General features: G+C 41.3%; 28 protein-coding genes and 1 riboswitch. Of the genes, 15 read left to right on the top strand and 13 right to left on the bottom strand.

Going from position 1 to position 25,741, the window contains the following annotated elements; translation table 11 throughout:
- The first annotated feature begins 207 nt into the window (after positions 1–207).
- Together HC179_RS12075 and HC179_RS12070 are read left to right on the top strand one after the other, a co-directional pair.
- Positions 208–1,218, top strand: coding sequence for a permease (locus tag HC179_RS12075; protein WP_168864520.1), 1,011 nt, complete (start codon positions 208–210; stop codon positions 1,216–1,218).
- Between the two features lie 18 nt (positions 1,219–1,236).
- Complete coding sequence (locus tag HC179_RS12070; RefSeq protein WP_168864519.1) at positions 1,237–2,241, top strand: TIGR03943 family putative permease subunit; 1,005 nt, start codon at positions 1,237–1,239, stop codon at positions 2,239–2,241.
- A 132-nt stretch (positions 2,242–2,373) separates the two neighbouring features.
- Here HC179_RS12070 and ytzI read toward each other — a convergent pair whose 3' ends face one another.
- Positions 2,374–2,526 carry a YtzI protein gene (gene ytzI, locus HC179_RS12065; RefSeq protein WP_168864518.1) on the bottom strand — a complete coding sequence of 51 codons (153 nt, stop codon included), beginning with the start codon at positions 2,524–2,526 and terminating at the stop codon, positions 2,374–2,376.
- 166 nt (positions 2,527–2,692) lie between these two features.
- On the opposite strand from ytzI, the gene HC179_RS12060 reads away from it, so the two are divergent.
- Positions 2,693–3,133, top strand: coding sequence for a Dps family protein (locus HC179_RS12060; RefSeq protein WP_168864517.1), 441 nt, complete (start codon positions 2,693–2,695; stop codon positions 3,131–3,133).
- A 320-nt stretch (positions 3,134–3,453) separates the two neighbouring features.
- Here HC179_RS12060 and HC179_RS12055 read toward each other — a convergent pair whose 3' ends face one another.
- Complete coding sequence (locus HC179_RS12055; RefSeq protein WP_168864516.1) at positions 3,454–3,690, bottom strand: hypothetical protein; 237 nt, start codon at positions 3,688–3,690, stop codon at positions 3,454–3,456.
- Positions 3,691–3,837: 147 nt separating this feature from the next.
- Here HC179_RS12055 and HC179_RS12050 point away from each other — a divergent pair, with 147 nt between their 5' ends.
- The 3 genes from HC179_RS12050 to ytkD all read left to right on the top strand — a co-directional run bounded on the left by HC179_RS12050 (position 3,838) and on the right by ytkD (position 5,209).
- Positions 3,838–4,236 carry a phage holin family protein gene (locus HC179_RS12050; RefSeq protein ID WP_168864515.1) on the top strand — a complete coding sequence of 133 codons (399 nt, stop codon included), beginning with the start codon at positions 3,838–3,840 and terminating at the stop codon, positions 4,234–4,236.
- Positions 4,237–4,309: 73 nt separating this feature from the next.
- On the top strand, positions 4,310–4,630 hold the full coding sequence (locus HC179_RS12045) for a hydrolase (protein ID WP_168864514.1): 321 nt from the start codon (positions 4,310–4,312) through the stop codon (positions 4,628–4,630).
- A 105-nt stretch (positions 4,631–4,735) separates the two neighbouring features.
- Positions 4,736–5,209: an RNA deprotection pyrophosphohydrolase gene (gene ytkD, locus HC179_RS12040; RefSeq protein ID WP_168864513.1), complete on the top strand. Its 474-nt coding sequence runs from the start codon at positions 4,736–4,738 to the stop codon at positions 5,207–5,209.
- Positions 5,210–5,226: 17 nt separating this feature from the next.
- Here ytkD and HC179_RS12035 read toward each other — a convergent pair whose 3' ends face one another.
- Genes HC179_RS12035 through HC179_RS12025 form a run of 3 tightly spaced genes read right to left on the bottom strand, consistent with a single transcriptional unit; the run spans position 5,227 to position 7,797 of the window.
- On the bottom strand, positions 5,227–6,033 hold the full coding sequence (locus tag HC179_RS12035; RefSeq protein WP_168864512.1) for an ABC transporter permease: 807 nt from the start codon (positions 6,031–6,033) through the stop codon (positions 5,227–5,229).
- Entirely contained in the window at positions 6,011–6,790 is a 780-nt protein-coding gene (locus tag HC179_RS12030) for an ABC transporter ATP-binding protein (RefSeq protein WP_168864511.1), read from the bottom strand. The genes HC179_RS12035 and HC179_RS12030 overlap by 23 nt, the downstream gene beginning before the upstream one ends.
- Before the next feature lie 11 nt (positions 6,791–6,801).
- On the bottom strand, positions 6,802–7,797 hold the full coding sequence (locus HC179_RS12025) for an ABC transporter substrate-binding protein (protein ID WP_168864510.1): 996 nt from the start codon (positions 7,795–7,797) through the stop codon (positions 6,802–6,804).
- A gap of 73 nt (positions 7,798–7,870) precedes the next feature.
- Between HC179_RS12025 and HC179_RS12020 the strand changes: the two genes are divergently transcribed.
- Complete coding sequence (locus HC179_RS12020) at positions 7,871–8,692, top strand: alpha/beta hydrolase family protein (protein ID WP_205825307.1); 822 nt, start codon at positions 7,871–7,873, stop codon at positions 8,690–8,692.
- Positions 8,693–9,132: 440 nt separating this feature from the next.
- Here the strand turns inward: HC179_RS12020 and pckA are convergent, their stop codons facing one another.
- Complete coding sequence (gene pckA / locus HC179_RS12015) at positions 9,133–10,719, bottom strand: phosphoenolpyruvate carboxykinase (ATP) (protein WP_168864610.1); 1,587 nt, start codon at positions 10,717–10,719, stop codon at positions 9,133–9,135.
- 402 nt (positions 10,720–11,121) lie between these two features.
- Positions 11,122–11,288: riboswitch (SAM riboswitch) on the top strand.
- Between the two features lie 177 nt (positions 11,289–11,465).
- Here pckA and metK point away from each other — a divergent pair.
- Positions 11,466–12,665, top strand: coding sequence for a methionine adenosyltransferase (metK, locus tag HC179_RS12010; protein ID WP_148987974.1), 1,200 nt, complete (start codon positions 11,466–11,468; stop codon positions 12,663–12,665).
- A gap of 70 nt (positions 12,666–12,735) precedes the next feature.
- Here metK and abc-f read toward each other — a convergent pair whose 3' ends face one another.
- The 5 genes from abc-f to HC179_RS11990 all read right to left on the bottom strand — a co-directional run bounded on the left by abc-f (position 12,736) and on the right by HC179_RS11990 (position 17,555).
- Positions 12,736–14,619: a ribosomal protection-like ABC-F family protein gene (abc-f, locus tag HC179_RS12005; RefSeq protein ID WP_168864509.1), complete on the bottom strand. Its 1,884-nt coding sequence runs from the start codon at positions 14,617–14,619 to the stop codon at positions 12,736–12,738.
- A 131-nt stretch (positions 14,620–14,750) separates the two neighbouring features.
- The gene (locus HC179_RS21215; RefSeq protein ID WP_263290307.1) at positions 14,751–14,882 is read right to left on the bottom strand and encodes an RAxF-45 family protein; all 132 of its coding nucleotides are present in this window, start codon (positions 14,880–14,882) and stop codon (positions 14,751–14,753) included.
- A gap of 123 nt (positions 14,883–15,005) precedes the next feature.
- Complete coding sequence (locus tag HC179_RS12000) at positions 15,006–16,148, bottom strand: glycosyltransferase family 4 protein (protein ID WP_168864508.1); 1,143 nt, start codon at positions 16,146–16,148, stop codon at positions 15,006–15,008.
- 17 nt (positions 16,149–16,165) lie between these two features.
- Positions 16,166–16,708: a phosphatase PAP2 family protein gene (locus tag HC179_RS11995; protein ID WP_481747973.1), complete on the bottom strand. Its 543-nt coding sequence runs from the start codon at positions 16,706–16,708 to the stop codon at positions 16,166–16,168.
- 328 nt (positions 16,709–17,036) lie between these two features.
- Positions 17,037–17,555 (bottom strand): gamma carbonic anhydrase, encoded by a 519-nt coding sequence (locus HC179_RS11990; RefSeq protein ID WP_168864507.1) that lies wholly within the window; start codon positions 17,553–17,555, stop codon positions 17,037–17,039.
- Between the two features lie 81 nt (positions 17,556–17,636).
- On the opposite strand from HC179_RS11990, the gene HC179_RS11985 reads away from it, so the two are divergent.
- Positions 17,637–18,428 (top strand): alpha/beta hydrolase, encoded by a 792-nt coding sequence (locus tag HC179_RS11985; RefSeq protein WP_168864506.1) that lies wholly within the window; start codon positions 17,637–17,639, stop codon positions 18,426–18,428.
- Between the two features lie 2 nt (positions 18,429–18,430).
- Positions 18,431–19,501, top strand: coding sequence for a tetraprenyl-beta-curcumene synthase family protein (locus HC179_RS11980; RefSeq protein WP_168864505.1), 1,071 nt, complete (start codon positions 18,431–18,433; stop codon positions 19,499–19,501).
- Between the two features lie 100 nt (positions 19,502–19,601).
- Here the strand turns inward: HC179_RS11980 and mnmM are convergent, their stop codons facing one another.
- Both mnmM and mnmL read right to left on the bottom strand, forming a co-directional pair.
- On the bottom strand, positions 19,602–20,174 hold the full coding sequence (gene mnmM, locus HC179_RS11975) for a tRNA 5-(aminomethyl)-2-thiouridylate-methyltransferase MnmM (protein WP_168864504.1): 573 nt from the start codon (positions 20,172–20,174) through the stop codon (positions 19,602–19,604).
- Positions 20,171–21,139, bottom strand: coding sequence for a tRNA modification radical SAM protein MnmL/YtqA (gene mnmL / locus HC179_RS11970; protein ID WP_168864503.1), 969 nt, complete (start codon positions 21,137–21,139; stop codon positions 20,171–20,173). The genes mnmM and mnmL overlap by 4 nt, the downstream gene beginning before the upstream one ends.
- 156 nt (positions 21,140–21,295) lie before the next feature.
- Here mnmL and HC179_RS11965 point away from each other — a divergent pair, with 156 nt between their 5' ends.
- From HC179_RS11965 to HC179_RS11945, 5 genes are all read left to right on the top strand, one after another.
- A complete protein-coding gene (locus tag HC179_RS11965) occupies positions 21,296–21,559 on the top strand; it encodes a YtzC family protein (RefSeq protein ID WP_010195299.1) in 264 nt (87 codons plus the stop codon).
- A gap of 15 nt (positions 21,560–21,574) precedes the next feature.
- Entirely contained in the window at positions 21,575–21,739 is a 165-nt protein-coding gene (locus HC179_RS11960; RefSeq protein ID WP_148987966.1) for a glycogen biosynthesis protein GlgD, read from the top strand.
- Positions 21,740–22,133: 394 nt separating this feature from the next.
- The gene (locus HC179_RS11955; protein ID WP_168864608.1) at positions 22,134–23,333 is read left to right on the top strand and encodes an MDR family MFS transporter; all 1,200 of its coding nucleotides are present in this window, start codon (positions 22,134–22,136) and stop codon (positions 23,331–23,333) included.
- Positions 23,334–23,430: 97 nt separating this feature from the next.
- Positions 23,431–25,047, top strand: coding sequence for an ATP-binding protein (locus tag HC179_RS11950; protein ID WP_205825306.1), 1,617 nt, complete (start codon positions 23,431–23,433; stop codon positions 25,045–25,047).
- Complete coding sequence (locus HC179_RS11945; protein ID WP_168864502.1) at positions 25,040–25,741, top strand: response regulator; 702 nt, start codon at positions 25,040–25,042, stop codon at positions 25,739–25,741. The genes HC179_RS11950 and HC179_RS11945 overlap by 8 nt, the downstream gene beginning before the upstream one ends.

Here is a 25,741-nt window from a genome sequence, read left to right as displayed (position 1 = left end):
TTGCAAATAGTAATCATTACGATTATTGATAATACATATAGTATAGGAATATGCAAGAGGAATCAAGAAGCAAAAACACAAACTAGTTTTCCATACTTTACTATCATACTGTTAATAGATTAGACATATATTGCTAGTAACAAAGATAAAGTTTTAAAAGTTTGATATGTTATAATACAAAATAGAAAATATGATAGGAGTAGAAGAATGAGGAAAAGCAGTAGTCTTTTGAAGGATTTGATCGGGCTTGCCTTGATTGGAGTGTTCCTATACCTATTCTTTTTTATAGACTTCAAGGAAATCTCTCTTGATATTCCAAGCTCATGGCTGAATGTAAATACTATTTTTCTTAGTATTGTTATTGAAGCCATACCGTTTATTTTACTTGGTGTATTCGCCTCTGCATTGATACAAACATTTGTCTCAGAGGAAAAAATAAAAAAATACTTACCAAAGAGTCCGATTGGTGCCATTATCCCGGCAGCGTTACTTGGGGTCATTCTACCAATTTGTGAGTGTGCGATTATTCCTGTTGTTCGCAGATTAATTAAAAAAGGGATGCCGCTTCATGTTGGGGTGGTCTTACTTGTAGGTGCACCTATCCTTAACCCGGTAGTTGTAGCTTCTACATACTTTGCCTTTAATGGGGATCCTACCATTTTATATGGTAGATTTGGACTTGCCTTTATTTTGTGTATTGTCATAGGCTTTTTGATGCTGTTGCTTTTTGATAATAAAAATCAATTGCGCTGGACGAAGAGTGAATTGCAAGGCAGACAAGACATGGAACTTGAGCAGCCAGCACTTCAGCAGAATAAATGGAAAGCGACATTCTACCACGCTAGTGACGAGTTTTTTGATATGGGGAAATACTTGATAGCCGGTGCGTTCATCGCGAGCTTATTCCAGACATTCCTTGACCGCAGTGTATTAATGGCGCTTGGACAGAATGAAGTGTTGTCTCCTGCAGTTATGATGGCTTTTGCATTTGTACTCTCACTTTGTTCAGAAGCGGATGCATTCGTTGCCGCATCATTTGGTTCAACTTTTACAGTGGGATCGTTGTTAGCGTTCATGGTATATGGACCGATGCTCGATTTGAAAAATACATTCATGCTTTTTGCCTATTTCCGTACAAAATTTGTACTTGTTTTTATGGCAGTTGTAACCATTGTCGTGTTCGCCGCGATACTTATTTTCCAGCAACTTGTGCTGTAGGAGAGAGGATGATTATAGATGGAAAGCAATCGTGATTATGGGTTTCATATTTATTTGCGTGGAATCATATTGCTGGGATTTACTCTCTTGTTTTTTAAACTTCTGGCCACTGGGAATATAACGAATTTCATTGCACCGAGGATGATGCCGTTCATGTATTTTGCAGCAGGGACTTTGTTTATTCTTGGAATTGTGCAGATTTGGCGTAGCGGTTCTAAAAATAAAGAAGAACTGGTGTGTAATTGTGGGTTTGACCACGGGGAGTCATCCACTCCGATTCAATCAATTTTGATTTATTCCATGTTTGTGTTGCCTGTGGTGACAGGATTCATGTTCCCGGAAAATATTTTGGACAGCTCGATTATTGATAAGCGCGGTTTTACAAATTCTAAGATGATTGTAGAACAACGAGAACAGGCGGGGGCATTTGACGGTCCATCAGGTGGTGCTGCGTCAGATGATGGAAGCGGAGAGTCCGACACATCAAGGGCGGAAGCTTACTTGGATGATCCTGAAGGGTATATGGAGGATCAAGAAAACGGGCCACCGACCATTGACGAACAACTTGCGGATGCACCTTTAGAGCATCCGGAAGGATTTGAATTGCAAGAACCACCGGAAGGGTATTATGAAGAATTGAAGGCTGAAATGCTTAAGATGGACACCATTGTCGTGGATGATGAGAGATACATTCCAATGATGAACATCATTGACATGAGCATTGATGAATTTGTCGGAAAGAAAATTGAAATGGTTGGATTTGTGTACCGAGAAGCCGACTTTACGGAGAACCAGTTTGTTGTCGCGCGTTTTGGATTGTCTTGTTGCGTAGCCGATGCCAGTGTTTATGGGACGTTGTCCACTATGAGCGGGGCAGGGGACCTTAAAAACGATGACTGGGTGAAAGTGAGCGGAACCCTGACAACCACTCAATACAATAACTGGACCCTTCCATATGTCGAAGTAGAAACCTTGGAAAAAGTCGAACAACCAGATTCACCATATATCTATGAATACTATTAACTTTCTATTTAAATAATGGAAGAAAATAACCAAATATTCGAGATCAATAAAACCCCCGGAGCATATCGATCCGGGGGTTTCGACGTTTCGTGCAAAATTCCTTTAGGGGTCTGACCCCTAAAGGAACTTTTTTTATTTCTTTTCCTCATGAGCGGTGTCTTGTTGGTTTTGTGTTTCAATTGGGTCTATGGTGTGTTCGTATTTGTAGGCTTTGTTGGTGGAGAGAAGGGTGAGAAATAGCACGACAAGTACGATGATGATGCAGATGATTAAAATGGTCATCATGGTGATGTATACCTCCGAATAAATTAATTTTTATTATATCATTTTTACTCTCTAACAAAAACTAATCAAGGCATAAGTCCATTGTTTAGGGGGACGCTATAAGGGGTAAATAACCTATATTACCTATATATTATATTGGTATATTTGAAGGAGGCAATGGAACAAAATGTCTAAACAATTAACGGATGTAGTAAATAAGCAAGTAGCGAACTGGAGTGTTCTTTATATCAAGTTACATAATTATCACTGGTTTGTAAAAGGTCCTGAATTCTTCACACTCCATGAGAAATTTGAAGAGTTATACGGGGAGGCTGCCACACATATTGATGAATTGGCAGAGCGATTACTAGCAATTGAGGGGACTCCAGTTGGAACGATGAAAGAGATCTTGGAGATATCCACTATCCATGAAGCGGAAGGGAAAGAAACGGCAGAGCAAATGGTCCAATCCATTGCAAGCGACTTCTCTACCCTTATAGAAGAGTTAAAAGAAGGCATGGAGATTGCAGACCAAGTGGGAGATGAGACCACTGGTGATATGCTTCTTGCCATCCACCAAAGCGTGGAGAAACACAATTGGATGTTGCATGCATTCTTAGGAAAATAAAAACAAGTAGCCTGGTGCAAGAACTTTACCCAAGTCCTTGCATCAGGCTTTATTTTTTCTGAAGGCTCTGTTAAACACCGCGGTTGATTTCCTCACTAGGCTTCGCTTTCCTAGGAGCGTTTGGGGAGCCTCCTCGGAAAAGTGCCTGCGGGGTATCCCCTAAACGCTATCTCCCTCAGGTCAAGGAAGGCTTTGACAGCGAAACATCGCACGAAGAAAACGCGTAGCATTTTCGAGGAGTCTGCGCCTATTGCTCCAATCAACAGCTAGGTTGCTGCAAAAATTAACAATATGCTTTAACAGAGCCTTTCTGAAAAAAGTTAATGAAGCAGACCTTGATCCCCATTAGTTCCACTAATCAACAACTCTTTTACCTGCTCCATCACCAATTCTGCCACCACTTGATGGAGGTCTTCATCCGATAATTCCGTTAAAAGATCGATGCATTGCTCTCTTGTAAAACTGTTTACGATAGAGTACGCAACTGCATCAATATCTTCATCATCCCGTATCCATTTTTTATGATATTTGTTTACGAACGTTTCAAATGATTTCATATATTTTCTATCTCCTCTAGTAAAATAATGATTAGTTTCCTCCAATTTGAAAAGTTCATACACAAAACCCTACTATTTCGTAACGGGCTATTAGTATTTTGCATAATATGGATTATAGAAATAAGTGAGGATGCAGGGGGATTTGTCATGGACAAGTACAATTTAATTTGTTTTGGGATCGCGTCATTAGTGGGTTCCATGGCCTCTTTTTTTTACGGAGGCTTTAGTTCACTATTAATGTTTTTAATTATGTTTGTTGTCGTGGATTATTTAACAGGAATTATGGCGGCATTTGTTGAAAAGCGCCTGTCGAGTCGAGTGGGTTTTAAGGGTATCGCACAAAAGGTATTTATATTTGCATTAGTAAGCATTGCGCATGTCTTGGACATTATTTTAGGTACTAATTTAATTAAAGACGTTACGATTTTATTTTATTTGGTCAATGAGTTTATTTCCATTATGGAAAATGCGTCACGTTTGGGTGTACCAATACCGAACATCTTGAAAAAAGTTATTGATGCCATTAAGAAAAAGGCGGATCCGTAACAATCAAATCTAAAAGAATAAAGCAGGGATTTTGTGTGAAAATAAGAGAAGATACTGGAAAGGGTGAAGATACATGGAGCGTAAAACGTACTACATTTCACTAGCAGAGGGATCAATTTCACAAGTGAGTACAGCATCTTCTTGGGACTATCAGATACAGGCAACAGATGATGAAATAACCCATTTAAGGGAAATTTTCGATCAAAATTATTCTTCTGATTGGCAGGGTTTTTGGCGGGCCCACATACCTTATGTACAATATCATTTTGACAAAACAAATGATGCATATGATAACGGATTGCAACAGGCGTTCAAGATGATTTATGAGCTTGGGGATGAAGCAACGAAGACTCATATTAAAGATCAGGGATTAATGGATGATTTAATCGAATAAAAGTTTTTTATCCATGATGGTCTAAATAAGGTACTTGACTCTCACATTTTCGATGCTACTATGATAAGATAAATAAGAAAAAAGAGATATTGGAGTTTCGATAGTATGTATGAGTTTGAAGATATTTATAACAACCGAGTGATGTTATCCTTTGAAGACCATCCTTTTTCTCGAGACCCCAAACACGTCTGGGTAATTTGTCGTTACCAGGATCAGTGGCTGTTGACCAGTCATAAGAACAGGGGAATGGAGTTTCCAGGTGGAAAAGTAGAAGATGGGGAAACCGCTGACCAAGGGGCGATTAGAGAAGTAAGGGAAGAGACAGGTGGACAGGTGTCCCAGTTGAAATACATAGGGCAGTATAAAGTGGATGGAAGAGAAAAAGTTATTGTTAAAAATGTATATTTTGCAGTAATCGATAAGTTAGAAAAACAGTCTACATACTTTGAAACGAATGGTCCTGTTCTCCTGAAGGAGATACCAGGTAACATAAGAAAAGACAATCGATTTAGTTTTATTATGAAAGACGACGTTCTGACGCATTGTCTTGATAAAATAAAGAAGGGCAACTCCATTTGAGGAGTTGCTCTTTGCTTTTACGTATGTTTCACTAACTTCTTCTCGAGATATTCCACCAATTGGTACATTATTGTTGCAAATACTGCGATAATCAACAAACTGAGTAGTACAAGAGTGAAGTTAAATACTTGAAAGCCATAGATAATCATATAGCCAAGTCCTTTAGAGCTGACCAGAAATTCACCTACAATGACCCCAACCCATGCCAAGCCTACGTTTACTTTAAGGGTAGAAATAATAGTAGGATAGGACGCTGGGAGGACTGCTTGCTGGAAAAGTTGCCTGCGGGTGGCTCCGAAGGTCCTTAGAACTTTTAGATAGTTATCATCTACTTCTTTAAAGGCAGTATAAACCACAATGGTCGTGATGATGACGGAAATAATAGCGCCCATTGTAATGATTGATCCCATATTAGGACCGATGGCCACAATTAAAATAGGGCCAAGGGCTACTTTTGGCATTGCATTCAAAATGACTAAATAAGGCTCAAGCACTCTAGAAATCATCGGCGACCACCAAAGGATGGCAGCCATGATCGTTCCAATGAGTGTTCCAAGAACGAATCCGAAGATGGTTTCGGTTACTGTTATACTAATATTCGAAAGTAGCGTGCCATCTTTTATTTTGTCTATGAATAGATTCCAGATTCTACTTGGATAGCTAAATAGCAAGGGATTAATCCAGCTGTTTTTTCCGGCAAGCTCCCAAGCGGAAAAGAAGACGATAAAGATAACCAACTGATACAGCCTTACTTGAAAGGTCACCTTTTTACGCTGTTTTAAATATCCTTGGTGAAGTAAATCAATGTTCGCTTTCTTGTTCAAGTTGCTCCAACTCCTTCCAAATCTTTTGGAACAAGGAGGAGAAGTCAGGATGCTGCCTTGCTTCAAATGGAATCATGTTTTTCAGTTCTTCCGGCACTATAAACGTTTTCGCCAAACGTCCAGGGTTCGCTTTTAATAAAAAGATGCGGTCACTCATCGCGATGGCTTCCCCGATGTCATGGGTGACGAGCAAGGCGGTTTTTTTAAAGGATTTGAGTGTGGTGAAAACTAAATCCTCAAGCTTTAGCTTCGTCTGGTAGTCAAGAGCTGAAAATGGTTCGTCAAGAAGCAGGAGCTGAGGATCGGTGGCAAGTGTTCGGACCAGTGCTGCACGCTGCCGCATTCCGCCTGATAACTGAGAAGGATATAATTTTTCAACATCCGGCAGTCCCATTTCTTTTAGCAGATGTAAAGTTTTTTCCCTATTTAGTTTCGTCTGTTTATCTGCAATCTTCAACCCTAGAAGTACGTTTTCCTCAATAGTCTTCCATGGGAAAAGATAATCCTGTTGAAGCATATAGCCAATATTGGAGACGCAGTCTTTGGAAGGTTTGTCACCTAACAATACGGTCCCTTCTGTAGGCTTAAGGAGACCCGCAATAATGGATAACAGTGTTGTTTTCCCGCAGCCACTTGGGCCGAGGAAGGAGATAAACTCCCCTTCCTCAATAGAGATGGAGATGTCTTCTAGTACCTTTGTAGCCCGTTCCGGTGTAAAATAGATGTGATTTATATTATTAATTGATAATAAACTCATCGTTCATCATCCTATTCTTCCATTACCTCTTCTGCAATGGTTGTATTTACTAATGTGCCGTATTCCACATATTGTGGAAGCTCCCCGGCTGTGTCCATGATGTTTTGCAGGTTATCCCATTCTTCTTGATCCAGGATTGGATCAGTGGCGTAAGAACCTTGACTCTTATAACGATCTACAACGGTTTCAATTAATTCTACCGACGTATCTTCAAAGTATGGAAGGATGACTTTGGCAGTTTCAGAAGCAGGGTTGTTCTCCACCCATTGTTGGGCTTTGTAGAGCGCACGGGTGAATTTCTCTGCTGCCTCAGGATTTTCTTTTAGATAGCTTTCCTTTGCCATGAATGTCGTATATGGCAAGTGACCTGACTCTTCCCCGAAAGAAGCGACAATATATCCGATGCCTTCCGCTTCAAAAATACTAGCCTGCGGTTCGAATAACTGCACAAATTCACCTGTACCTGAAGCGAAAGCGCTAGGGATGTTTGCAAAATCAACATTTTGAATCAGATTCAAATCATTCTGCGGGTCAATTCCATGCTTTTTCAGAACAAACTCCCCAGCCATTTGAGGCATGCCACCTTTTCGTTGGCCAAGAAATGTACTGCCTTTTAAAATATTCCAATCAAAGTTATCGAGTTTTTCTCTTGATACTAGAAATGTTCCGTCTGTTTGGGTAAGCTGAGCAAAGTTAATGATTGGGTCATTAGAGCCTTGGGCATACACATAGATGGACGTCTCAGAACCTACCAATGCCACATCAGCCCCGTCAGCGAGCAAGGTGGTCATCGTTTTGTCGCCACCCCAAGTGGTCGTTAATTCAATTTCCAACCCTTCTTCTTCAAAAAATCCTTTTTCAATCGCAACATATTGGGGAGCATAAAAAATAGAGCGGGTAACTTCGGCAATCCGGACTTTTTCAGTTTTGCCGCCACCGCAAGCTACAAGCGCAGCGACTAAAGCAAAAGATAATAAAATACTTAACGCAATTCTTAAACCTTTCATGTCCTACCTCCTCACAAATTGTGGGCATATGCTTTGTATGTTTTTATAGATTAGCGTATGATTTGGGCTAAATATGTGTGAATGCCTAGTGCGTCAAAAGGGGGCAATATTTTTGCAAGACGGGACAATTGTTGAAAAGACTCCATTTCCATCACCGAGTTCGAATATCAGTGTTTATAAGGTTACCTATTATAGCTCAGGATTAAAGGTGAAGGGACTGCTAGCCGAACCAAAAGCGGAAGGGGAGTATGATGGGTTTCTATATTTAAGGGGCGGTATCAAAAATGTCGGACAGGTACGTGTTGGCCGGATCGTTCAATTTGCTTCAGAAGGCTTTGTGGTGATGGCGCCATTTTACCGTGGCAATCAAGGCGGAGAGGGGAATGAGGACTTTGCTGGGGAAGACAGGGAGGATGCGTTTGCTGCTTATCAGTTGTTAGCGGGTCATGAAAAAGTTAACGCTAATCGTATTCATGTCTTCGGTTTCTCTCGTGGAGGTGTGATGGCTCTCATGACTGGTATTGAATTTCCTGAAGTGTGTTCTGTTGTGTCCTGGGGCGGCGTTTCCGATATGTTTCTCACCTATGAGGAGAGAGTGGACCTACGCCGTATGATGAAGCGAGTAATTGGGGGGACTCCGAATAAATATCCGGAGCGATATGAGTGGAGGACACCGCTGTTGGAGCTTGGCCGGCTGGATGCACCTATTTTGATTATTCATGGAGAACAGGACAAGAACGTTTCTATTGAGCATTCTTATAGATTGGAAAAGCGTGCAAAGGAGATGGGAAAGAAGGTGGAGGCGTGGTATTATCCGGAGTACACGCACTATTTTCCGCCACAGGAGAACCGTAGGATTGTGGAGCGGCTGACGAGGTGGATGAAGGAGCAGTGATGGAATGTGGGACGTTGTTCGTATAGTTCCTTTTAAGGAAGAGATAGGTTCTCAACACCCGAACCGTGAAGCGAAAAGGGAAAACGGTAACAGAGAGGGCTCCTCAATGCCCGAACCGTGAAGCGAAAAGGGAAAACGGTAACAGAGAGGGCTCCTCAACGCCCGAACCGTGAAGTAAAAAGGGAAAACGGTAACAGAGAGGGCTCCTCAACGCCCGAACCGTGAAGCGAAAAGGGAAAACGGTAACAGAGAGGGCTCCTCAACGCCCGAACCGTGAAGCGAAAAGGGAAAACGGTAACAGAGAGGGCTCCTCAATGCCCGAACCGTGAAGCGAAAAGGGAAAACGGTAACTGAGCGAACTTCCTAAGCGCGCCCAATAAACTAAAAAGCCAACCAAGTCTCTAACAGCCTTGGTTGGCTTCTTCAAATATTTTTTCCGATTATACCGTAGGTCCGCCCAACTCAAGGACTTCCGTCGGTACATTTTCAAACTTTTTGAAGTTCGCCTTGAACTTGCCTGCAAGCTCACGTGCAAACTGATCGTATTTCTCGTCGTTATCCCATGTTTTCTTTGGTTGTAACACTTCGTCAGGTACACCTGGAACGTGTACAGGAATGGAAACCCCAAAGTATGGATCTTTTTCCACTTCTACATTTGTCAGGTCGCCTTCAAGTGCCGCCTGTACCATCGCTCTTGTGTATGAAAGCTTCATGCGGCTTCCAACGCCATACTCTCCGCCAGTCCATCCTGTGTTAACAAGGTAAACTTGCACATCATGTTCATCGATCTTTTTGCCTAACATTTCCGCATAAGTGGTTGCAGGAAGCGGCAAAAATGGTGATCCAAAGCAAGTCGAGAAAGTAGCTTGAGGTGATGTGATTCCTCGCTCTGTGCCTGCAAGTTTGCTTGTGTAACCACTTAGGAAATGGAACATAGCTTGTTCTTTAGATAGCTTAGAGATAGGAGGCAATACGCCTGTTGCATCTGCTGTTAAAAAGACGATGGTATTCGGGTGACCAGCAATGCTAGGCTGAACGATATTTTCCATTGCATCCAGTGAATAAGCTGCACGTGTATTTTCGGTCAACGTAGAGTTCTCATAGTCAGCAATTCTAGATTGACCGTCAATGACCACATTTTCAAGGACTGAGCCAAAACGAATCGCATCAAAGATTTGTGGTTCTTTTTCGCGAGTCAGACCAATGCATTTTGCGTAGCATCCGCCTTCAATGTTAAATACTCCTGTATTAGACCAGCCGTGCTCATCGTCACCGATAAGTTTACGGTTAGGGTCTGCAGAAAGCGTTGTTTTACCTGTGCCAGATAGTCCGAAGAATAATGCTACATCGCCTTCACGTCCTACATTTGCAGAGCAGTGCATTGGCATAATTCCGTTTTCAGGTAAAAGGTAGTTCATAACAGAGAAAATGGACTTTTTCATTTCCCCAGCATATTCTGTCCCGCCAATCAGGACAATTCGTTTGCTGAAGGAGATCATGATGAATGCTTCAGAATTTGTCCCGTCAACTGCTGGATCCGCTTTGAAATTCGGAGCAGAAACAATGCTGAATGCGGTTTCATGTTTAGCCAATTGCTCTTCATTTGGCTTGATAAACAGTTGTTGTGCAAAAAGGTTGTGCCAAGCGAACTCGTTGATTACCTGGATTGGCAGTTGATATTTCTCATCGGCACCTGCAAATCCTTTAAACACGAATACTTCCTCTTTGTTTTCTAAGTAAGTGAGAACTTTGTTATATAGGCGATCAAATACTTCTTCAGAGATAGGACGGTTGACGGTACCCCAATCAATTTTATCTCTGCTGATTTCTTCTTCTACAATAAATTTATCTTTAGGGGAGCGACCCGTGTATTTGCCAGTAGTAGCGAGTACTGCACCAGTAGAGGTAAGGCAGCCTTCGTTACGGTTTAATATCTTTTCTACCAATTGAGGAACAGACAGTTGAACATGTGTGTTGCTTCCGTAAATTAATTTTGTTAACCCATTATCAATTCCAACCGTTTTCATCATGGATAACTCTCCTTCAATTATATAATTTGCTTTTTTCTCATCTGTTAAAAAGTATAACACATTTAACTTAATAGTCCATACTAATTAGCTTATTTTATGAAAATTAATAGGAATTCGTTAACATTTTGTGAAAAAGAGGCTTATCCTAGTGGAAATGCACACTATCCATAAAGTGAAAGCGTTATCATTTATGCCTGTCCTACGAAAAATTTCACCAAACGCCCTCTCTCATTATAAACCCTGCCATCCAGAAGTAAAAGAAAATGATATAGAGATTTTTAAGTGAGGAGAGCTATATTATAAGGAAGCAATTATTTCCTGTAAATTAATGTCGAATTATTTCTCTTTTTTATTGACATGCAAGGTTTTAGTACGCTAATATAGAACCTTGAACGGATACTCTTATTCCGAGCTGGTGGAGGGACAGGCCCTATGAAACCCAGCAACCTGCTCAAAGGATGAGCGAGCGCAAAAAAGCACGCCGCTGTTTTGTATTAGGCCAAGTTTTTGGTCGCTTGAGAAAAGGTGCTAAACCTGAGCAAGGCTTTGACCTTGACCGATAAGAGTGAAAGGCTAATTCTCGACATCAAACCTTTCCTCAATTTTGTGGGAAGGTTTTTTCTATTTTTACACAAGATAACATAGAACATCACAATAGGAACTGAGATCCGTATCAAATATAACTGCTGTACATGAAGAGAAGTCAAACGCTTTTCATAAGTAAAAAGGAGGAACTTTTTTTAATGACTAAACAACGTCGTTTATTTACTTCTGAGTCTGTAACGGAAGGGCATCCGGATAAAATTTGTGACCAAATTTCTGATTCAATCCTAGATGCGATTCTTACAAATGATCCCAATGCACGTGTAGCGTGTGAAACTTCCGTAACTACTGGATTGGTATTGGTTGCTGGTGAAATCACTACTTCCACGTATGTTGATATCCCGAAAATCGTTCGTGAAACAATCCAAGGCATCGGTTATACTCGTGCAAAATACGGTTTTGATGCGGAAACTTGTGCAGTACTTACTTCCATCGATGAGCAGTCTGCTGACATCGCAATGGGTGTGGACCAAGCTCTAGAAGCTCGTGAAGGTCAAATGTCTGATGCAGAAATCGAAGCAATCGGAGCTGGGGACCAAGGTCTAATGTTCGGATTTGCTTGTAATGAAACAAAAGAATTAATGCCATTACCAATTTCACTGGCGCACAAGCTTTCTCGCCGTTTAACGGAAGTAAGAAAAGATGAGGTTCTTCCTTACTTACGTCCAGACGGTAAAACGCAAGTGACAGTGGAATATGATGAAAACGACCAACCAGTTCGTATTGATACTATCGTTATCTCAACTCAGCACCACCCTGAAGTTTCCTTGGAGCGTATCCAACGCAACATCAAGGAATACGTAATCAAGCCGGTAGTACCTGCTGAATTGATTGACGAGAACACAAAATACTTCATCAACCCAACTGGCCGTTTCGTAATCGGTGGACCACAAGGGGATGCAGGTCTTACTGGACGTAAGATCATCGTTGACACTTACGGTGGATACGCTCGCCACGGTGGTGGAGCATTCTCCGGTAAGGATGCAACGAAAGTAGACCGCTCTGGAGCTTATGCTGCTCGCTATGTTGCTAAAAACATCGTAGCAAGCGGACTTGCAGACAAGTGTGAAGTTCAATTAGCTTACGCGATCGGTGTTGCTCAACCAGTTTCCATCGCAGTTGATACTTTCGGAACTGGTAAAGTTTCTGAAGAGAAATTAGTTGAATTGGTTCGCAACAACTTCGACCTTCGTCCAGCGGGAATCATTAAAATGCTAGACCTTCGTCGTCCTATCTACAAGCAAACTGCAGCTTACGGCCACTTCGGACGTAATGATCTGGATCTTCCTTGGGAGCAAACAGATAAGGCAGATGCTTTAAAAGAGCAAGCCAACGCTTAATATAGTAAATAAAGAAAACCGCCCGGGAATAAGGCTTTTTGAGAGCTCTATTCTTGGGCGGTTTTTAGCATTAAAGGATTTCTTCTAATTTTAAATATAAAGAATCTCTTTCCGTTTCTAAAAGAGTGAGTTCTTCTTGCAGCCTTTGAAGTGTCAGCAAGTCTTCTTCATTGTTCATTAAAGTTTCCAATTCATTAATCTCTGTTTCTAAATCCTCTAATTTTTTTTCAACCTCTTCAAAACCATTACTTGAAGAGTTCGGAGCGGAATGCTTTATCTTTTTCTCTATTTCGACAACTTTAGGAAAGTCTGCAACCTTCTTCCTCTCTAATTCCTCGCGCTTTCCACGGGCATACTGATAATTCCCTTCATAGGTAACAAGCATTCCATCCTCTAGCCAGCATGTTTTTTCGAAATATTTATTTAAAAAGTACCGATCATGGGAGACGGCGAGGATGGTACCGTCAAACTCCTCCAATGCTTCTTCTAGCACCTCGCGGGAATCTATATCGAGATGGTTTGTCGGTTCATCCAAAATCAGCAGATTGATGTCCTGGTGCATGAGCTGTGCCAAACGGAGGCGCATTTTTTCGCCGCCGCTTAAATTCTCTACTTTTTTGAATACTGATGGACCATAAAACAAGAACTTAGCTAGCACATGTCTTGCTTGTTCCAATGTGATAGAGATGTCTTCACGGAAAGCTTCAATCAATGTTTGACTTGGATTACTGGCCTTGATGTGCTGAGATAGATATCCTACCTTTACATTACTGCCAAGTTTCACTAAACCGCTATCTGCCTCTAGTTCCCCGAGAAGTATTTTTAGAAGGGTAGATTTCCCTGTGCCATTCTGACCTACAATTGCAGCCCGTTCTCTAAAATAAACTGAAAGATCTATGTTTTTGAACAGATCTTTTGTATCAAATGATTTACGTACATTTTCCATCACTACCACATCTTTTCCGCTACGATCTGTGGCATCAAATTGAAGACCCATCGCCTTCCTTTCTAGGATAGGACGTTTTAGTTTTTCCATTCTATTCAATGCTTTCTCCATGCTTTTAGCACGACGGTGCATGGCAGCATTAGGGGGATTGCTTTGATTCGCCCATTCTTTCAGGCGTTTGATAGCTTCTTTCATTTTTTTGATTTTTTTCTGCTGTTCCTGATACGCAGAGAATTCCAACAACAATCGTTCTTCTTTCTCCTTAAGGAAACCACTGTAGTTAGTGTGGTACGTGTGGATTTCCCCGTCTTCTAAATCTATGATTTTAGTTGCTACTTCATCAAGAAAATAGCGGTCATGTGATATTGCAACAACTGTACCAGCATAGTCCTTTAAATATTGCTCAAGCCATTCTACTGAAAATATATCAAGATGGTTGGTCGGCTCATCAAGCAATAATACATCAGGGTTTTGCAACAGGATATATCCTAAGCATATTTTTGTTTGCTCTCCTCCACTCAAGCTTGCGAAGGGCTGAGAAAGTAAGGAGGTAATTTTTAGCCCGTTAGCAATTCGCTGAATGGAGGCATCCATTTCGTACCCTCCCATAAAACCAAAGCGTTCTTGCAGTACTCCGTATTCCTGCATAATCTTGTTTAATTCGTTCTCTTCTCCAACCACCGTCATTTGATGCTCTAAAAATCTTAACTTATGCTGCAGTTCCACAGTTTCCCGGAATGCGGAAAGTAAAACATCTTCTCCTGTTGTCCCATCAGGATAGGAGGGGATTTGGGCAAGGTACCCGATTTTAGCGCCTTTTTTTATATGAATAGCTCCTTTATCAGGAGCTTCCATTCCACTGATCAGTCGGAAAATCGTCGTCTTTCCGCTTCCGTTTCTACCAACAAGTCCAATCCGGTCATTTACCTGGATTTCCATGGAAACATTCTCAAAAATCATCGTGCCTGCAAAGCTTTTACTTATATTATTTAATGTACATATCATCATATTAAGTTCACTCCTTCAGAATTTAAACGCACAAAAAAACCATGAGTAAGAAGAAGCCTTCTTTCCCATGGTTTTTATTTAGACGCAAAGTACATGATGCATCTAGTGTGTGTCGGGCAAAAGATCTCTTACTATCTGTCTTTCCTATTCAGCTGTCTAAAAATGGACATACGTGTCCCGTTGATAGCTGAATCATGAAAAATTGCACGACAAATATGCAAGTATGCCATGTATTGTGTGCGAGCATTTACAGATAGTAACATCTTTTTCCCTCCTTCCGGACATGTAAGATAGATATAGTATATAATATTCCAATTTAAAGTTGCAAATTTTTTAATAATTTCTTCGCTTTAACAGAAAAAGGAGGCGAAATGGCCTCCTTTTTCTTATGCTAGTATTTGTAGCTTTTGTGGAGTTAAAGCAGTTTGGTAGTCGTGAAGGAGTCTTTCGAAAACGGAGTCCCAGGATTGCTCCAAAGCATAGTTACGGCCGGCATAACCCATTTGTACTCGTTTTTCTTCGTCTTCTATAAGACTAGTTATGGCAGCAGCAAAAGAAATAGCGTCATTTTGTTTGCACAGATGCCCTGTCACGCCTTGATTAATGATGGTCTGGACACCTCCAGCATTGGCACCCACAACAGGTGTCCCCGATGCCAAGGATTCTAAGACGACATTCCCAAAGGTTTCGGTTGCAGAGGGAAAGACGAATACATCAGAACCAGCATAAATCTCTGCCAGGTTTTTTCCAGACTGAAAGCCAGCGAAAGTCATATTGCTGGGGGCATTATTTTGTAAATCTTGTTTTATCGGTCCGTCTCCTACTATAAGCCAGTGCACATCATGACGTATCGTTTCCGGCAGGGAAGATTGAATTTTTGGAAGTAGGGCTACGTCTTTTTCAGGGGCAAGTCTGCCAACGTAGGAAAGAATATATGTTTCTTTTATATTGAATTTACTTTTTAATAGTTGAGAGGATGTACGTGGATGGAATACTGAGCAGTCAACCCCTCTAGGCCAGATTGCAGTATTGGTGAATCCGTGATTCTTGAGGTGATTCTGGGTGTCAGTGGATGGAACAAAAATCTTGCGTAATGGACGATGAAACCAACGCATATAGCTCCAAAGCACTTTTGTCAGAAATTGAAGATCATAGTATTCGAGGTATTTGTCAAAGTCAGTATGATAAGAACCGACAACTGGAATGTTTAGTTTTTTTGCATAGTGAAGTCCGCAAAGGCCGATATTAAATGGCGTTGCAACATGAATGAGGTCTGGCTTGAATTTTATAAGCTCGGCCTTCACTGACAGCATGTTCGGTAAAGCAAGTCGGCACTCGGGATATAAGAAGAATGGAAGACTTGCAAAGCGGTGGACCTGGCTGGAAAAAAGGTCTTTGTTTGTACTTTCTGGCGCAAATACTCGGTATTCCAATCCTTTGTTGTCCAAGTAATTGGTCAATCGTTTTAACGTTTTAGCGACACCATTGACATCTGGTGCAAAAGTGTCTGTGAAAATGGCAATTTTCATAGTGAGCCTCCTTCTTTTTAAGAAAATAGGGGAAGAATTAGTAGAAAGGAAAATATTCCTGTGCTGCTTCCGAGTATCATTCCAACTGCAACATCAGATGGGTAGTGAAGTCCAAGATAAATCCTTGAAATACCTACACATAACGCCAGAGGAATTAAAAGGACTGCCAGTGGCGGAAGAAATAGGACAAAAGGAATAGTACTTGAGAAAATGGCAGTAGTATGACCAGATGGAAAAGAGTGATCTTTAAGCGGGTTAGTGGCCACTTTGATCTCAGCAAGGGCTAGGTATGGACGCCGTCTTGGATATAGTTTTTTTGCAATGGCTACAGGTATGTGACTAAGTGCCAATGATAGCCCCGCTGCAATAGCTGTATGTTTTAGGGAATGATTGCTGAAGATAATGAAAAGTAAGAGGGTGCAAATGGTAAAAGTGGCTCCGCCAACATGAGTAATGTTGCGAAAAAAGAAATTCACATACTTTCTGTCAAAATGACGATTCACACTGCGAAACAAATTGCATTCAAATTCGTAGAAATTAGCTAGTAATTTGACCATCATTAGGACTCCTTTTTAGCTAGGTTTTATTCTTATTTATATTTTAGATGTACAATATTTAGGAAGTTATAAGACTATGTAAAGAATGGGTAAGAATTTGGTGGTGTAATATTTACAGAAATTTTAGAATGAAAACACCACCCTGGGAGTTGGGTGGTGTGTGGAAAGTATATTTTGCATTAACGGTTGATTTCCGTTCCAGGCGCTTCGCTTGCCTGCGGGCGGTCCGTGAGCCTCCTCACTTCGTTGCGGGGTCTCACCTGTCCCTTCCTCCCGCGGGCGTCTTCGCGCCTTCCTCTGCAATCAACTGGGTTTTTCTTTAATCAAAAAATCAATTTTGTATGGATTTGTAAAATTGGCCTTTTTCGACGTATTCTCTGCGGATGCGTGCCATGTCTAGTTTGTCTTCTTCTGTTAGTTCCCGGACAACTTTGGCGGGGCGGCCAAATGCGAGTGAATTAGGTGGAATGCGTTTTCCAGGTGGAACTAGACTTCCGGCTCCGATGAAGGAGCCTTCTCCAATTTCAGCCCCGTCTAAAATGATGGAACCCATGCCAATTAAGGCATTTTTTCGAACAATAGCACTGTGCAGTGTACATTGATGCCCAACTGTGACATCATCTTCTATTATCAAAGGCTTTTTTGGACTTTGATGTAACAGGGATTGATCTTGGATATTTACTCTGTTCCCGATTATGGTCGGCGCAACATCACCGCGAATGACAGTATGAAACCATATGCTGCTTTCTTTTCCGATGATCACATCACCAGTGATGATGGAAAAGTCTGCTAAATAGGCGGTTTCATCAATTTGTGGTTTTTTATCTAGATATGGGTATATTTTATACATGTGTTCCTCCAGCTTGTAAGAGATGATTGTTTTATTTTATTATATCAGAAAGAATTTTATATTTTTAAGGGAGTGTTTGAAATGTGGAAATGGGAGGCTGAAAATCCGAAAGGTACCATTGTCATTGTCCACGGTGCTCAGGAGCATCACGGGAGATACACATGGCTGTTAGATCAGTGGCAAACAAACGGGTATAATGTCATCATGGGGGATTTGCCCGGGCAAGGTCTTTCCACACGAAGAAGAGGGCATATCGATAATTTTGATGAATATATAGAAGAAGTGGAAAAATGGATTAAAGAAGCATATCTCTTGAAACCACCTGTCTTTGTTATCGGACATAGTATGGGAGGACTTGCAGTTATCCGTACGCTTCAAGAAAAGAAACCATTGATGGTGGATGGTGTCATATTATCTTCACCATGCTTGAAACTGTTGCATCATCCAACCAAAGGGCTTGACGTTCTTTCGAAAGGGCTTAACTTTATCTTGCCGAAAACAAAGTTCAAAACGGGTTTGACGATAGACAAAGCGACAAGAAATGAGGAAATACGAAAAACTGCTGCAGGAGATGAGCTTTACATCACGAAAGTGTCTGTTAGATGGTATCGTGAACTTGTTCAATCAATGAATCAGGCTTTTACCGGTATTGAAAAATTCCCGGATATTCCTGTTTTACTTTTGCAGGCAGGAGATGACTTGATTGTTGACAAATTTGCATCAGAAACATGGTTTAATTCCCTGTCTGCCAAAGAGAAAACGTATAAGGAGTGGGAAGGACTTTACCATGAAATTTTCAATGAACCAGAGCGTGCACGTGTTTTCCGTTATGCAAAGGCTTTTGTGGACTTACAATTAGAAGGAAGTGACTGAATTTGAAGGTACCCACCCATCCTTTTTCTTTGATGAAAAGAGTGTATCGAGATGTGTTTCCTGTAGTATATGAGGAGCTGGAGCTTTGGAAAAAGAGGGCTTCTGTTATTCCCGATGAGGAGCTTCGCAAGCAGGCGCTGGCAAGTATTGAAACGAAAGCTTTTCATTGTGAAGGCGGCGGGATCCTGTCTTTACTTGCAGGCACTGATTTTCGTCATGCTGTGAAGTTTATTGTTGCATATCAGACCATCAGTGACTATTTGGATAACTTATGCGACAGAAGCACATCGTTGGACCCTGAAGACTTTGCGGCACTGCATGAGTCCATGCCGGATGCTTTGACAGTCGGAGAACCTTTGAAAGAGTATTATCGATTTCGGGATGAACAGGATGATGGAGGGTATCTCGCCAGTTTGGTGACGACCTGTCAAGAAGTGCTGAGTTCTCATCGTAATTATGATTTGATAGCTCCGCATCTAGTTAGGCTTGCAGGCTATTATTGTGATTTGCAGGTACATAAGCATGTGATCGAGGAAGAACGGGTGCCAAGACTGGAAGAATGGTTCTCTCTTTACAAAGAGGAGCTACCTCCCATGGAATGGTATGAATTCTCGGCTTGTACAGGATCCACTCTTGGGATATTCTGTTTGGTTTCTCAAGCATACCGAGAAACATTCACCTCCCAACATGCCGAGAAAATAGTAGGTGGCTATTTCCCTTATATTCAGGGGCTACATATTCTGTTGGATTATTTCATTGATCAGGAAGAGGATATAGATGGTGGGGATCTCAATTTCTGTACTTATTATGAAAGTGAGTCTGTGTTTTTGGACAGATTACAGCATTTTATGAATCAGGCAGATGCCTATACAGCTGGATTGCCATTTGAGAAGTTTCATCGCCTCATAAATCGGGGCCTGCTTGGCGTTTATCTTTCAGACCGTAAAGTCCACGAATGCAAAGACATCTCCTCCATGGCCAAAAGCATCATCAAAGCAAGTGGCGGCACCGCCTACTTCTTCTACATGAACGGCCGGGCTTACCGCAAATTTCAAAGCTGGCGAGGGGCATGAAGCTTGGAGATGGAAAGCTTCAGTGATTTAGAGAGTTGAAGAGGGGTCTGACCCTCAATGCGTTAATGCAATAAAGGAACCGGCATCTCTGCCGGTTCCTTTATTTTTTTTCGATTGCGATGATGAATGGTGGGTTGTTGATTTGGTTCATGAAGCGGTATTGAAGGACGTGGGCTTTTTTTTGTTCCAGTTTGGTTACGTAGTCGAGAAGGGCGTCGCGTTCGACTTGTCCTTCTGGATGTCCATGGTAGATGACAAGGACGATCACTGCCTCTTTTTCCATCACAGATAATAGGCTGTCGACGGCTTGTATCGTACTTTCTGGAACTGTCACAATGTCTTTGTCGCCACCAGGAAGATAGCCAAGGTTGAAAATGGCTCCTCTGATTTTTCGCTGCTTTTCCAAAGGAATGCGATCCAAAACTTCGGCATGACTATCTTCAAAAAGAGTGACTCGTGACTCCAAGCCATGCTCTGCTAGCAAAGTTTTCGTATTCGACAGTGCTTCTTTTTGAATATCAAAGCCATACACATGGCCGTTTTCCCCTACAATCTCAGAAAGGAAAAGGGTGTCATGGCCGTTTCCGACCGTACAGTCCACAGCTATATCTCCCTCAGATAAGGCGAGCTTCATGATCTTTTTGCTATACGGCAATACTCGTTCCAATTTCATCGGCCATCACCACTATTATAATATTTCCCCTGCCAGCTATCTCGCCTTTTCAACTCTGCATCAATAGCATTCAATACAGACCACTTGTCCACACTCCACATTGGACCGATCATAATATCAATAGGTCCGTCTCCTGTAATGCGGTGGACAATCATCTCAGGAGGTAAGATCTCAAGCTGATCGCAAACAAGCTGGATGTAATCCTCAAAAGACAGGAATTCAAGCATCCCTTTTTCATATTGCTTCACCATCGGAGTGCCTTTCAGAAGATGTAGCAAGTGAATCTTGATTCCCTGAACGTCTAACCTCGCCACAGCCTCTGCAGTCTCCATCATCATCTTGTTATCTTCAAGTGGCAGGCCGTCAATGATATGAGAACATACACGAATACCGTGTTTACGCAGCTTATTGACTCCTTCTACATACGTTTGGAAGTCATGCGCACGGTTAATCAACAGCGCTGTACGCTCATGAACCGTCTGGAGGCCAAGCTCGACCCATAAATAAGTGCGTTTGTTCAGTTCTGCCAGATATTCGACCACATCATCTGGCAAGCAATCTGGACGTGTACCGATAGAAAGTCCGACTACACCTTCTTGTTTTAGCACCGTTTCGTATTTTTCGCGAAGAACTTCAACAGGTGCATGCGTATTGGTGAAAGCCTGAAAATAGGCCATGTATTTGCCGTCTTTCCATTTGTGGTGCATTTTATTTTTAATTTCATTAAACTGTGTAATCAAATCATCAGCACGATTTCCGGCAAAGTCACCAGATCCTGCGGCACTGCAAAAAGTACAGCCGCCATGTGCCACTGTACCGTCCCGGTTTGGACAATCAAAGCCGCCATCTAACGCGACTTTAAATACTTTATGCCCAAAATGGTTACGTAAATGATAATTCCAAGTGTGATATCGTTTATCTTCAACGGAATATGGAAACGGATTTTGCTCATTTGTGTTATTCATCCGTACTCCTCCTCTTTTTTCTCCATTATTGCTAACAAACCATTTTAGCATGTAAATTGCTTCTGCTTCAATGCTCCTCATTTTTTTAGCATGGTCTAAAGAAAAATGAGCAAAATAAAGCCGAGTACACAGAAAAAATGTGGGGTGAATGGAATCATGGCAACAAGAGAATCTGTTGAACAGTTTATACAGCAATGTGAAGATGCATTGCGCAATGCACATGCACAGTACACGGAAGCAAAACAATTGGAACACTACAATGATACAGAGTTTACGAGCGCTCAAGAGCAGATTGAGGCAACGTATAACGACTTGATGCACCTTTCCCAAAGTTGTAACGCACAGCAGCGAGAGCAATTAAACCGCATGCGTCTTCAATTGCAAAACCTGCAAAATGAAATGACTTTATTGAGACATTAAGGGAGGATACCATCAATGAAAAAACGCTCTAAGCAAAATAACCCGGAACAAAAAACAAGAAATGCAGAAAACACTGCAGTGGAAATGGGTGCAGAGTATAATCCGGTAAGAGAAGTTAAGCAAAAGAATCTGAAAAAGTCCCAGCCTGTCCGTTCTAAAAATCATAGCGAAAACGAGTAGGAAGCAGCCTTAGTGCTGCTTTTTTTGATGCAATATGAGTCATCTTGATAATCAAGTAATGTTGCATTCCCTCGGCAGACTAGAGAAAGATGTGCAAAGTTACAAAGTTTATGCAAAAGTCACAATAACCCTTGAAAAAGTTAATATCCACTTAGCAAAAGTCACAATAACCCTCTAAAAAGTCACAATAATCTCTGCGAAAGTCACAATAACGTTCGAAAAAGTTACAATAACACTCTAATAACCACCATCCCCCTCCACCTCGTCCCAAAAGTCAGAATACATACACTTTCAGATTTGAAGTTTTTTATATTGAAACTCCCTTCAAAACGGATTACAATTATTTTGGATTTCGAAATAATTGGTTGAAGGAGGGCATGCAGTGATGCGAAAAATGCCCAGAGCCCTTTGGTTATTAGTAATTGGAATGGCAATTAATGTAACAGGGGCTTCTTTTTTATGGCCGTTAAATACAATATACATTCATGACATACTTGGAAAATCTCTGTCTGTAGCGGGCCTTGTTCTAATGGTCAATGCTGGAGCAAGTGTAATAGGCAACCTGATCGGTGGGATCCTTTTTGATAAAATTGGGGGCTACCGGTCGATACTGTTGGGAATTTCCATCACCATTACAGCATTGATTGGTATGACCATCAATCACTCGTGGACTTTTTATGTGGTATATCTCACCATCATTGGTTTCGGTTCCGGAATTGTTTTTCCATCCATGTATGCAATGGCCGGTTCTGTCTGGAAAGAGGGAGGGCGAAGAGCATTTAATGCCATGTATGTGTCACAAAACCTCGGAGTCGCAATTGGAGCGGCGTTAGGTGGACTTGTGGCAGACATCCGCTTTGACTACATATTCTTAGCGAATACGGTCACATATGCGGTCTTTTTCATGATAGCATTATTAGGTTATCGAAAAATCCAGGCAAACCCGACTAGCCAGACTTCGGTATTGGATCAAAAGCGCAAAATAAAAGATCATACTAAACTTTACGCGTTGTTAACGGTATGTATCGGTTATTTGCTTTGCTGGATGGGCTATGTACAATGGCAAACGACCATTGCTACACATACTCAATCTCTTGGCATATCGCTTAAACAGTACAGTATTTTGTGGACGATCAACGGGGCATTGATTGTGTTGGCGCAACCTATCATCTCGTGGATTGTAAAAAAATACACCAAGACGCTGAAAACGCAGATCATCGTTGGACTGGTCATCTTCATCGTTTCCTTTGCAGTTGTGGGAGTAGCGGAGCAGTATACAGCATTTGTAGTTGCGATGATTATTATTACCATCGGTGAAATGTTTGTCTGGCCGGCCGTTCCAACTGTCGCGAATCAACTTGCTCCAAAGGGGCGTGAAGGATTCTATCAAGGAATTGTGAACTCAACGGCGACAGGAGGACGAATGCTTGGACCTTTCATGGGCGGAGTATTGGTGGACTTATCAGGCATGGGGCTATTGTTTGGCGTCTTGATCTCCTTCATGTTGATAGCCATTTTTACCACATTGATCTACGACCGAAAATTAATGATGGGTACAAGAAATGTTCAGGAGCTATCAAAAAGTGCTTCATAGTAAAAGTAAAACGGTGCTGTTCTCCAATGAATGGCACTGTTTTTTTAATTTATGCTATAGTTGTAATTATCTAAAATATTCGAATGAGGTATAAAAAATGAAGAAAGAAATTAATATACCAATTCGTTGGAAAATAACAGGGTTATCATTTGGAATAGTATTATTTGCATTGCTTATCATCGGCATCATTCTGCTAGGATACATGTTAAGTGTAAAAGAAGAACAGTTTTCACAAAGAGCGCTTATTACTGCTCAGGTTGTTGCAAGTAATCCGGTTGTTCAGCAAAATGTGGGAGAACCAAATGCTTCCGAATTGCTAAGGCCAGTAGTAGAGCGAATAAGGGTGATTAATAACCATGACTATATTGTTATATTAGATATGGACAAGAGGCGTCTCACCCACCCAATTCAAGAGCGTGTGAACACACTTTTTGTGGGAGGAGATGAGGGGCCGGCCTTTGCAGAGCATATTTATATTTCCAAGGCGATTGTATCTGAGGGTGTTACCTCTGTGCGGGCATTTGTACCAATTAAAAAATCTGATCAAGTGCAAGAACAGGTTGGTGTTGTGGTGGTAGGGAATGTGTTACCCACTGTGAAAGACATTATCTATGAATATTTGCACTCTATAATTGTAATCGCATTCATTACGACTTTGTTTGGCGTGTGGGGAGCTTGGCTGTTGGCTAATCATATTAAAAAACAGACATTCGAAATGGAACCGGGAGAGCTGGCTCGTGTACTTGTGGAGCGAACAGCCACATTCAATGCTATCCATGAAGGAGTTATTGCCATTGATGATCATGAGAGAATAACCGTCATCAACCACGCAGCAAAAAAAATGCTTGGTATAAAAGGGGACGCAGTAGGGGCTCAAATTAGAGAGGTAATTCCAGATACACGTCTGCCTGAAATTTTGGAATTAGGAAGGCCGATTTTTCAGCGTGATTTATATGTTCAAAATAAGGCGATTTTAAGTAACCGGGTTCCTATTACTGTTGGAGACAGGACGGTTGGAGCGTTGGCGATTTTCCAAGATAGGACCGAAGTGAATCGGTTGGCTCAAGAGTTGACGGGAGTACAGGCATTTGTAGAGGCTCTTCGAGTGCAGAACCATGAGTATTCTAATAAATTGCATACCATTGCTGGTTTAATTCAACTCGATGAAGGACAAAAAGCATTAGAATATATTTTTTCCCTACAAGATGAGGAAACAGGAATCTCCCAAATCCTCCAAAAGAATATTCATGATGATAATGTAATGGGATTGTTATTAGGAAAAATCAGCCGAGGGAAGGAACTTGGGTATCTTGTCAAAATAGATCCTGAAAGCAGGTTTGGGGAATTTCCCGAAGGCATAACTAATCATGATTTAGTGGTTATGCTCGGAAATTTAATTGACAACAGTTTTGATGCATTGAACGAATCTACCAGTAACTGCAGGGAAGTTACTATTCTTTTAAAGCAAACTGAGCAAGAGTTACTAATCTCTGTGAAGGATAGTGGAAAAGGGATGAGCACATTAGAAGCGGAAAAGATGTTTTCCCGCGGTTACTCAACAAAGGCCAAGCAAGGGAGGGGAATCGGCCTGTTTCTTATCCATTCCATCGTTTCTCGTGTAGACGGTGACATTACATTTAAAAGTGAGCGGGGTCAAGGTACGGAATTCAAGATAAGCTTGCCGATGAAGAGGGGAATGTTGAATCATGTCTAAGAGAGATTCACTGATAAAAGTATTGCTGATTGAAGATGATCCAATGGTCCAACATGTTAATAAGCTTTTTATAGAAAAAATTGAGGGATTTGCTGTATCCGGAATTGCCTCTTCTGGAGTGGAAGGAAAAACACTCATTAAAGTATTAGAGCCGGACTTAGTTCTTTTGGATGTTTATATGCCGGGACAGGACGGCCTTTCCCTAATACAGGAGCTCAGACAAGAACAAATAGATGTCGATATTATCGCTGTAACGGCAGCAAATGATACAAATACAGTTAAAGCTTTTATGAGAAATGGTGTTATCGACTATATTGTTAAACCATTTACTTTTGACCGAATGGAAAAGGCATTTCTTCAATACAAAGAAGTGTACAAACAACTTTATCGAGAATCGGCTATTTCTCAGGATAAATGGGATGAAGTGATGTCCTCGGCCAAAAAGGAAACGTTGAATAAAGTTGTGGAAGGTTTACCGAAAGGGTTGCAGGAACAAACGTTAAATCAAGTATACAACTATGTAAAAAGACTGGAAGGGGCGCAGTCAGCAGAAGAAATAGGGAAGAAAGTAGGGTTAGCAAGGGTCACAACAAGGAGGTATTTAAATTATTTAGAGTCTGTTGGAAAAGTGGAGATGGAATTGATCTACGGGACAATTGGAAGACCAATTCAAATGTATCGTATAAAGGGGTAG

It is taken from the genome of Bacillus sp. RO1 (assembly GCF_012524115.1).
Classification (GTDB): domain Bacteria; phylum Bacillota; class Bacilli; order Bacillales; family Bacillaceae_I; genus Sutcliffiella_A.
This window is presented reverse-complemented; position numbering and strand designations above follow the sequence as displayed.

Coding starts and splice junctions, on each gene's coding strand:
- HC179_RS12075 (WP_168864520.1), top strand. CDS start 208: ATGAGGAAAAGCAGTAGTCTTTTGAAGGATTTGATCGGGCTTGCCTTG.
- HC179_RS12070 (WP_168864519.1), top strand. CDS start 1,237: ATGGAAAGCAATCGTGATTATGGGTTTCATATTTATTTGCGTGGAATC.
- ytzI (WP_168864518.1), bottom strand. CDS start 2,526: ATGATGACCATTTTAATCATCTGCATCATCATCGTACTTGTCGTGCTA.
- HC179_RS12060 (WP_168864517.1), top strand. CDS start 2,693: ATGTCTAAACAATTAACGGATGTAGTAAATAAGCAAGTAGCGAACTGG.
- HC179_RS12055 (WP_168864516.1), bottom strand. CDS start 3,690: ATGAAATCATTTGAAACGTTCGTAAACAAATATCATAAAAAATGGATA.
- HC179_RS12050 (WP_168864515.1), top strand. CDS start 3,838: ATGGACAAGTACAATTTAATTTGTTTTGGGATCGCGTCATTAGTGGGT.
- HC179_RS12045 (WP_168864514.1), top strand. CDS start 4,310: ATGGAGCGTAAAACGTACTACATTTCACTAGCAGAGGGATCAATTTCA.
- ytkD (WP_168864513.1), top strand. CDS start 4,736: ATGTATGAGTTTGAAGATATTTATAACAACCGAGTGATGTTATCCTTT.
- HC179_RS12030 (WP_168864511.1), bottom strand. CDS start 6,790: ATGAGTTTATTATCAATTAATAATATAAATCACATCTATTTTACACCG.
- HC179_RS12025 (WP_168864510.1), bottom strand. CDS start 7,797: ATGAAAGGTTTAAGAATTGCGTTAAGTATTTTATTATCTTTTGCTTTA.
- HC179_RS12020 (WP_205825307.1), top strand. CDS start 7,871: ATGTGTGAATGCCTAGTGCGTCAAAAGGGGGCAATATTTTTGCAAGAC.
- pckA (WP_168864610.1), bottom strand. CDS start 10,719: ATGAAAACGGTTGGAATTGATAATGGGTTAACAAAATTAATTTACGGA.
- metK (WP_148987974.1), top strand. CDS start 11,466: ATGACTAAACAACGTCGTTTATTTACTTCTGAGTCTGTAACGGAAGGG.
- abc-f (WP_168864509.1), bottom strand. CDS start 14,619: ATGATGATATGTACATTAAATAATATAAGTAAAAGCTTTGCAGGCACG.
- HC179_RS21215 (WP_263290307.1), bottom strand. CDS start 14,882: ATGTTACTATCTGTAAATGCTCGCACACAATACATGGCATACTTGCAT.
- HC179_RS12000 (WP_168864508.1), bottom strand. CDS start 16,148: ATGAAAATTGCCATTTTCACAGACACTTTTGCACCAGATGTCAATGGT.
- HC179_RS11995 (WP_481747973.1), bottom strand. CDS start 16,708: ATGATGGTCAAATTACTAGCTAATTTCTACGAATTTGAATGCAATTTG.
- HC179_RS11990 (WP_168864507.1), bottom strand. CDS start 17,555: ATGTATAAAATATACCCATATCTAGATAAAAAACCACAAATTGATGAA.
- HC179_RS11985 (WP_168864506.1), top strand. CDS start 17,637: ATGTGGAAATGGGAGGCTGAAAATCCGAAAGGTACCATTGTCATTGTC.
- mnmM (WP_168864504.1), bottom strand. CDS start 20,174: ATGAAATTGGAACGAGTATTGCCGTATAGCAAAAAGATCATGAAGCTC.
- mnmL (WP_168864503.1), bottom strand. CDS start 21,139: ATGAATAACACAAATGAGCAAAATCCGTTTCCATATTCCGTTGAAGAT.
- HC179_RS11965 (WP_010195299.1), top strand. CDS start 21,296: ATGGCAACAAGAGAATCTGTTGAACAGTTTATACAGCAATGTGAAGAT.
- HC179_RS11960 (WP_148987966.1), top strand. CDS start 21,575: ATGAAAAAACGCTCTAAGCAAAATAACCCGGAACAAAAAACAAGAAAT.
- HC179_RS11955 (WP_168864608.1), top strand. CDS start 22,134: ATGCCCAGAGCCCTTTGGTTATTAGTAATTGGAATGGCAATTAATGTA.
- HC179_RS11950 (WP_205825306.1), top strand. CDS start 23,431: ATGAAGAAAGAAATTAATATACCAATTCGTTGGAAAATAACAGGGTTA.
- HC179_RS11945 (WP_168864502.1), top strand. CDS start 25,040: ATGTCTAAGAGAGATTCACTGATAAAAGTATTGCTGATTGAAGATGAT.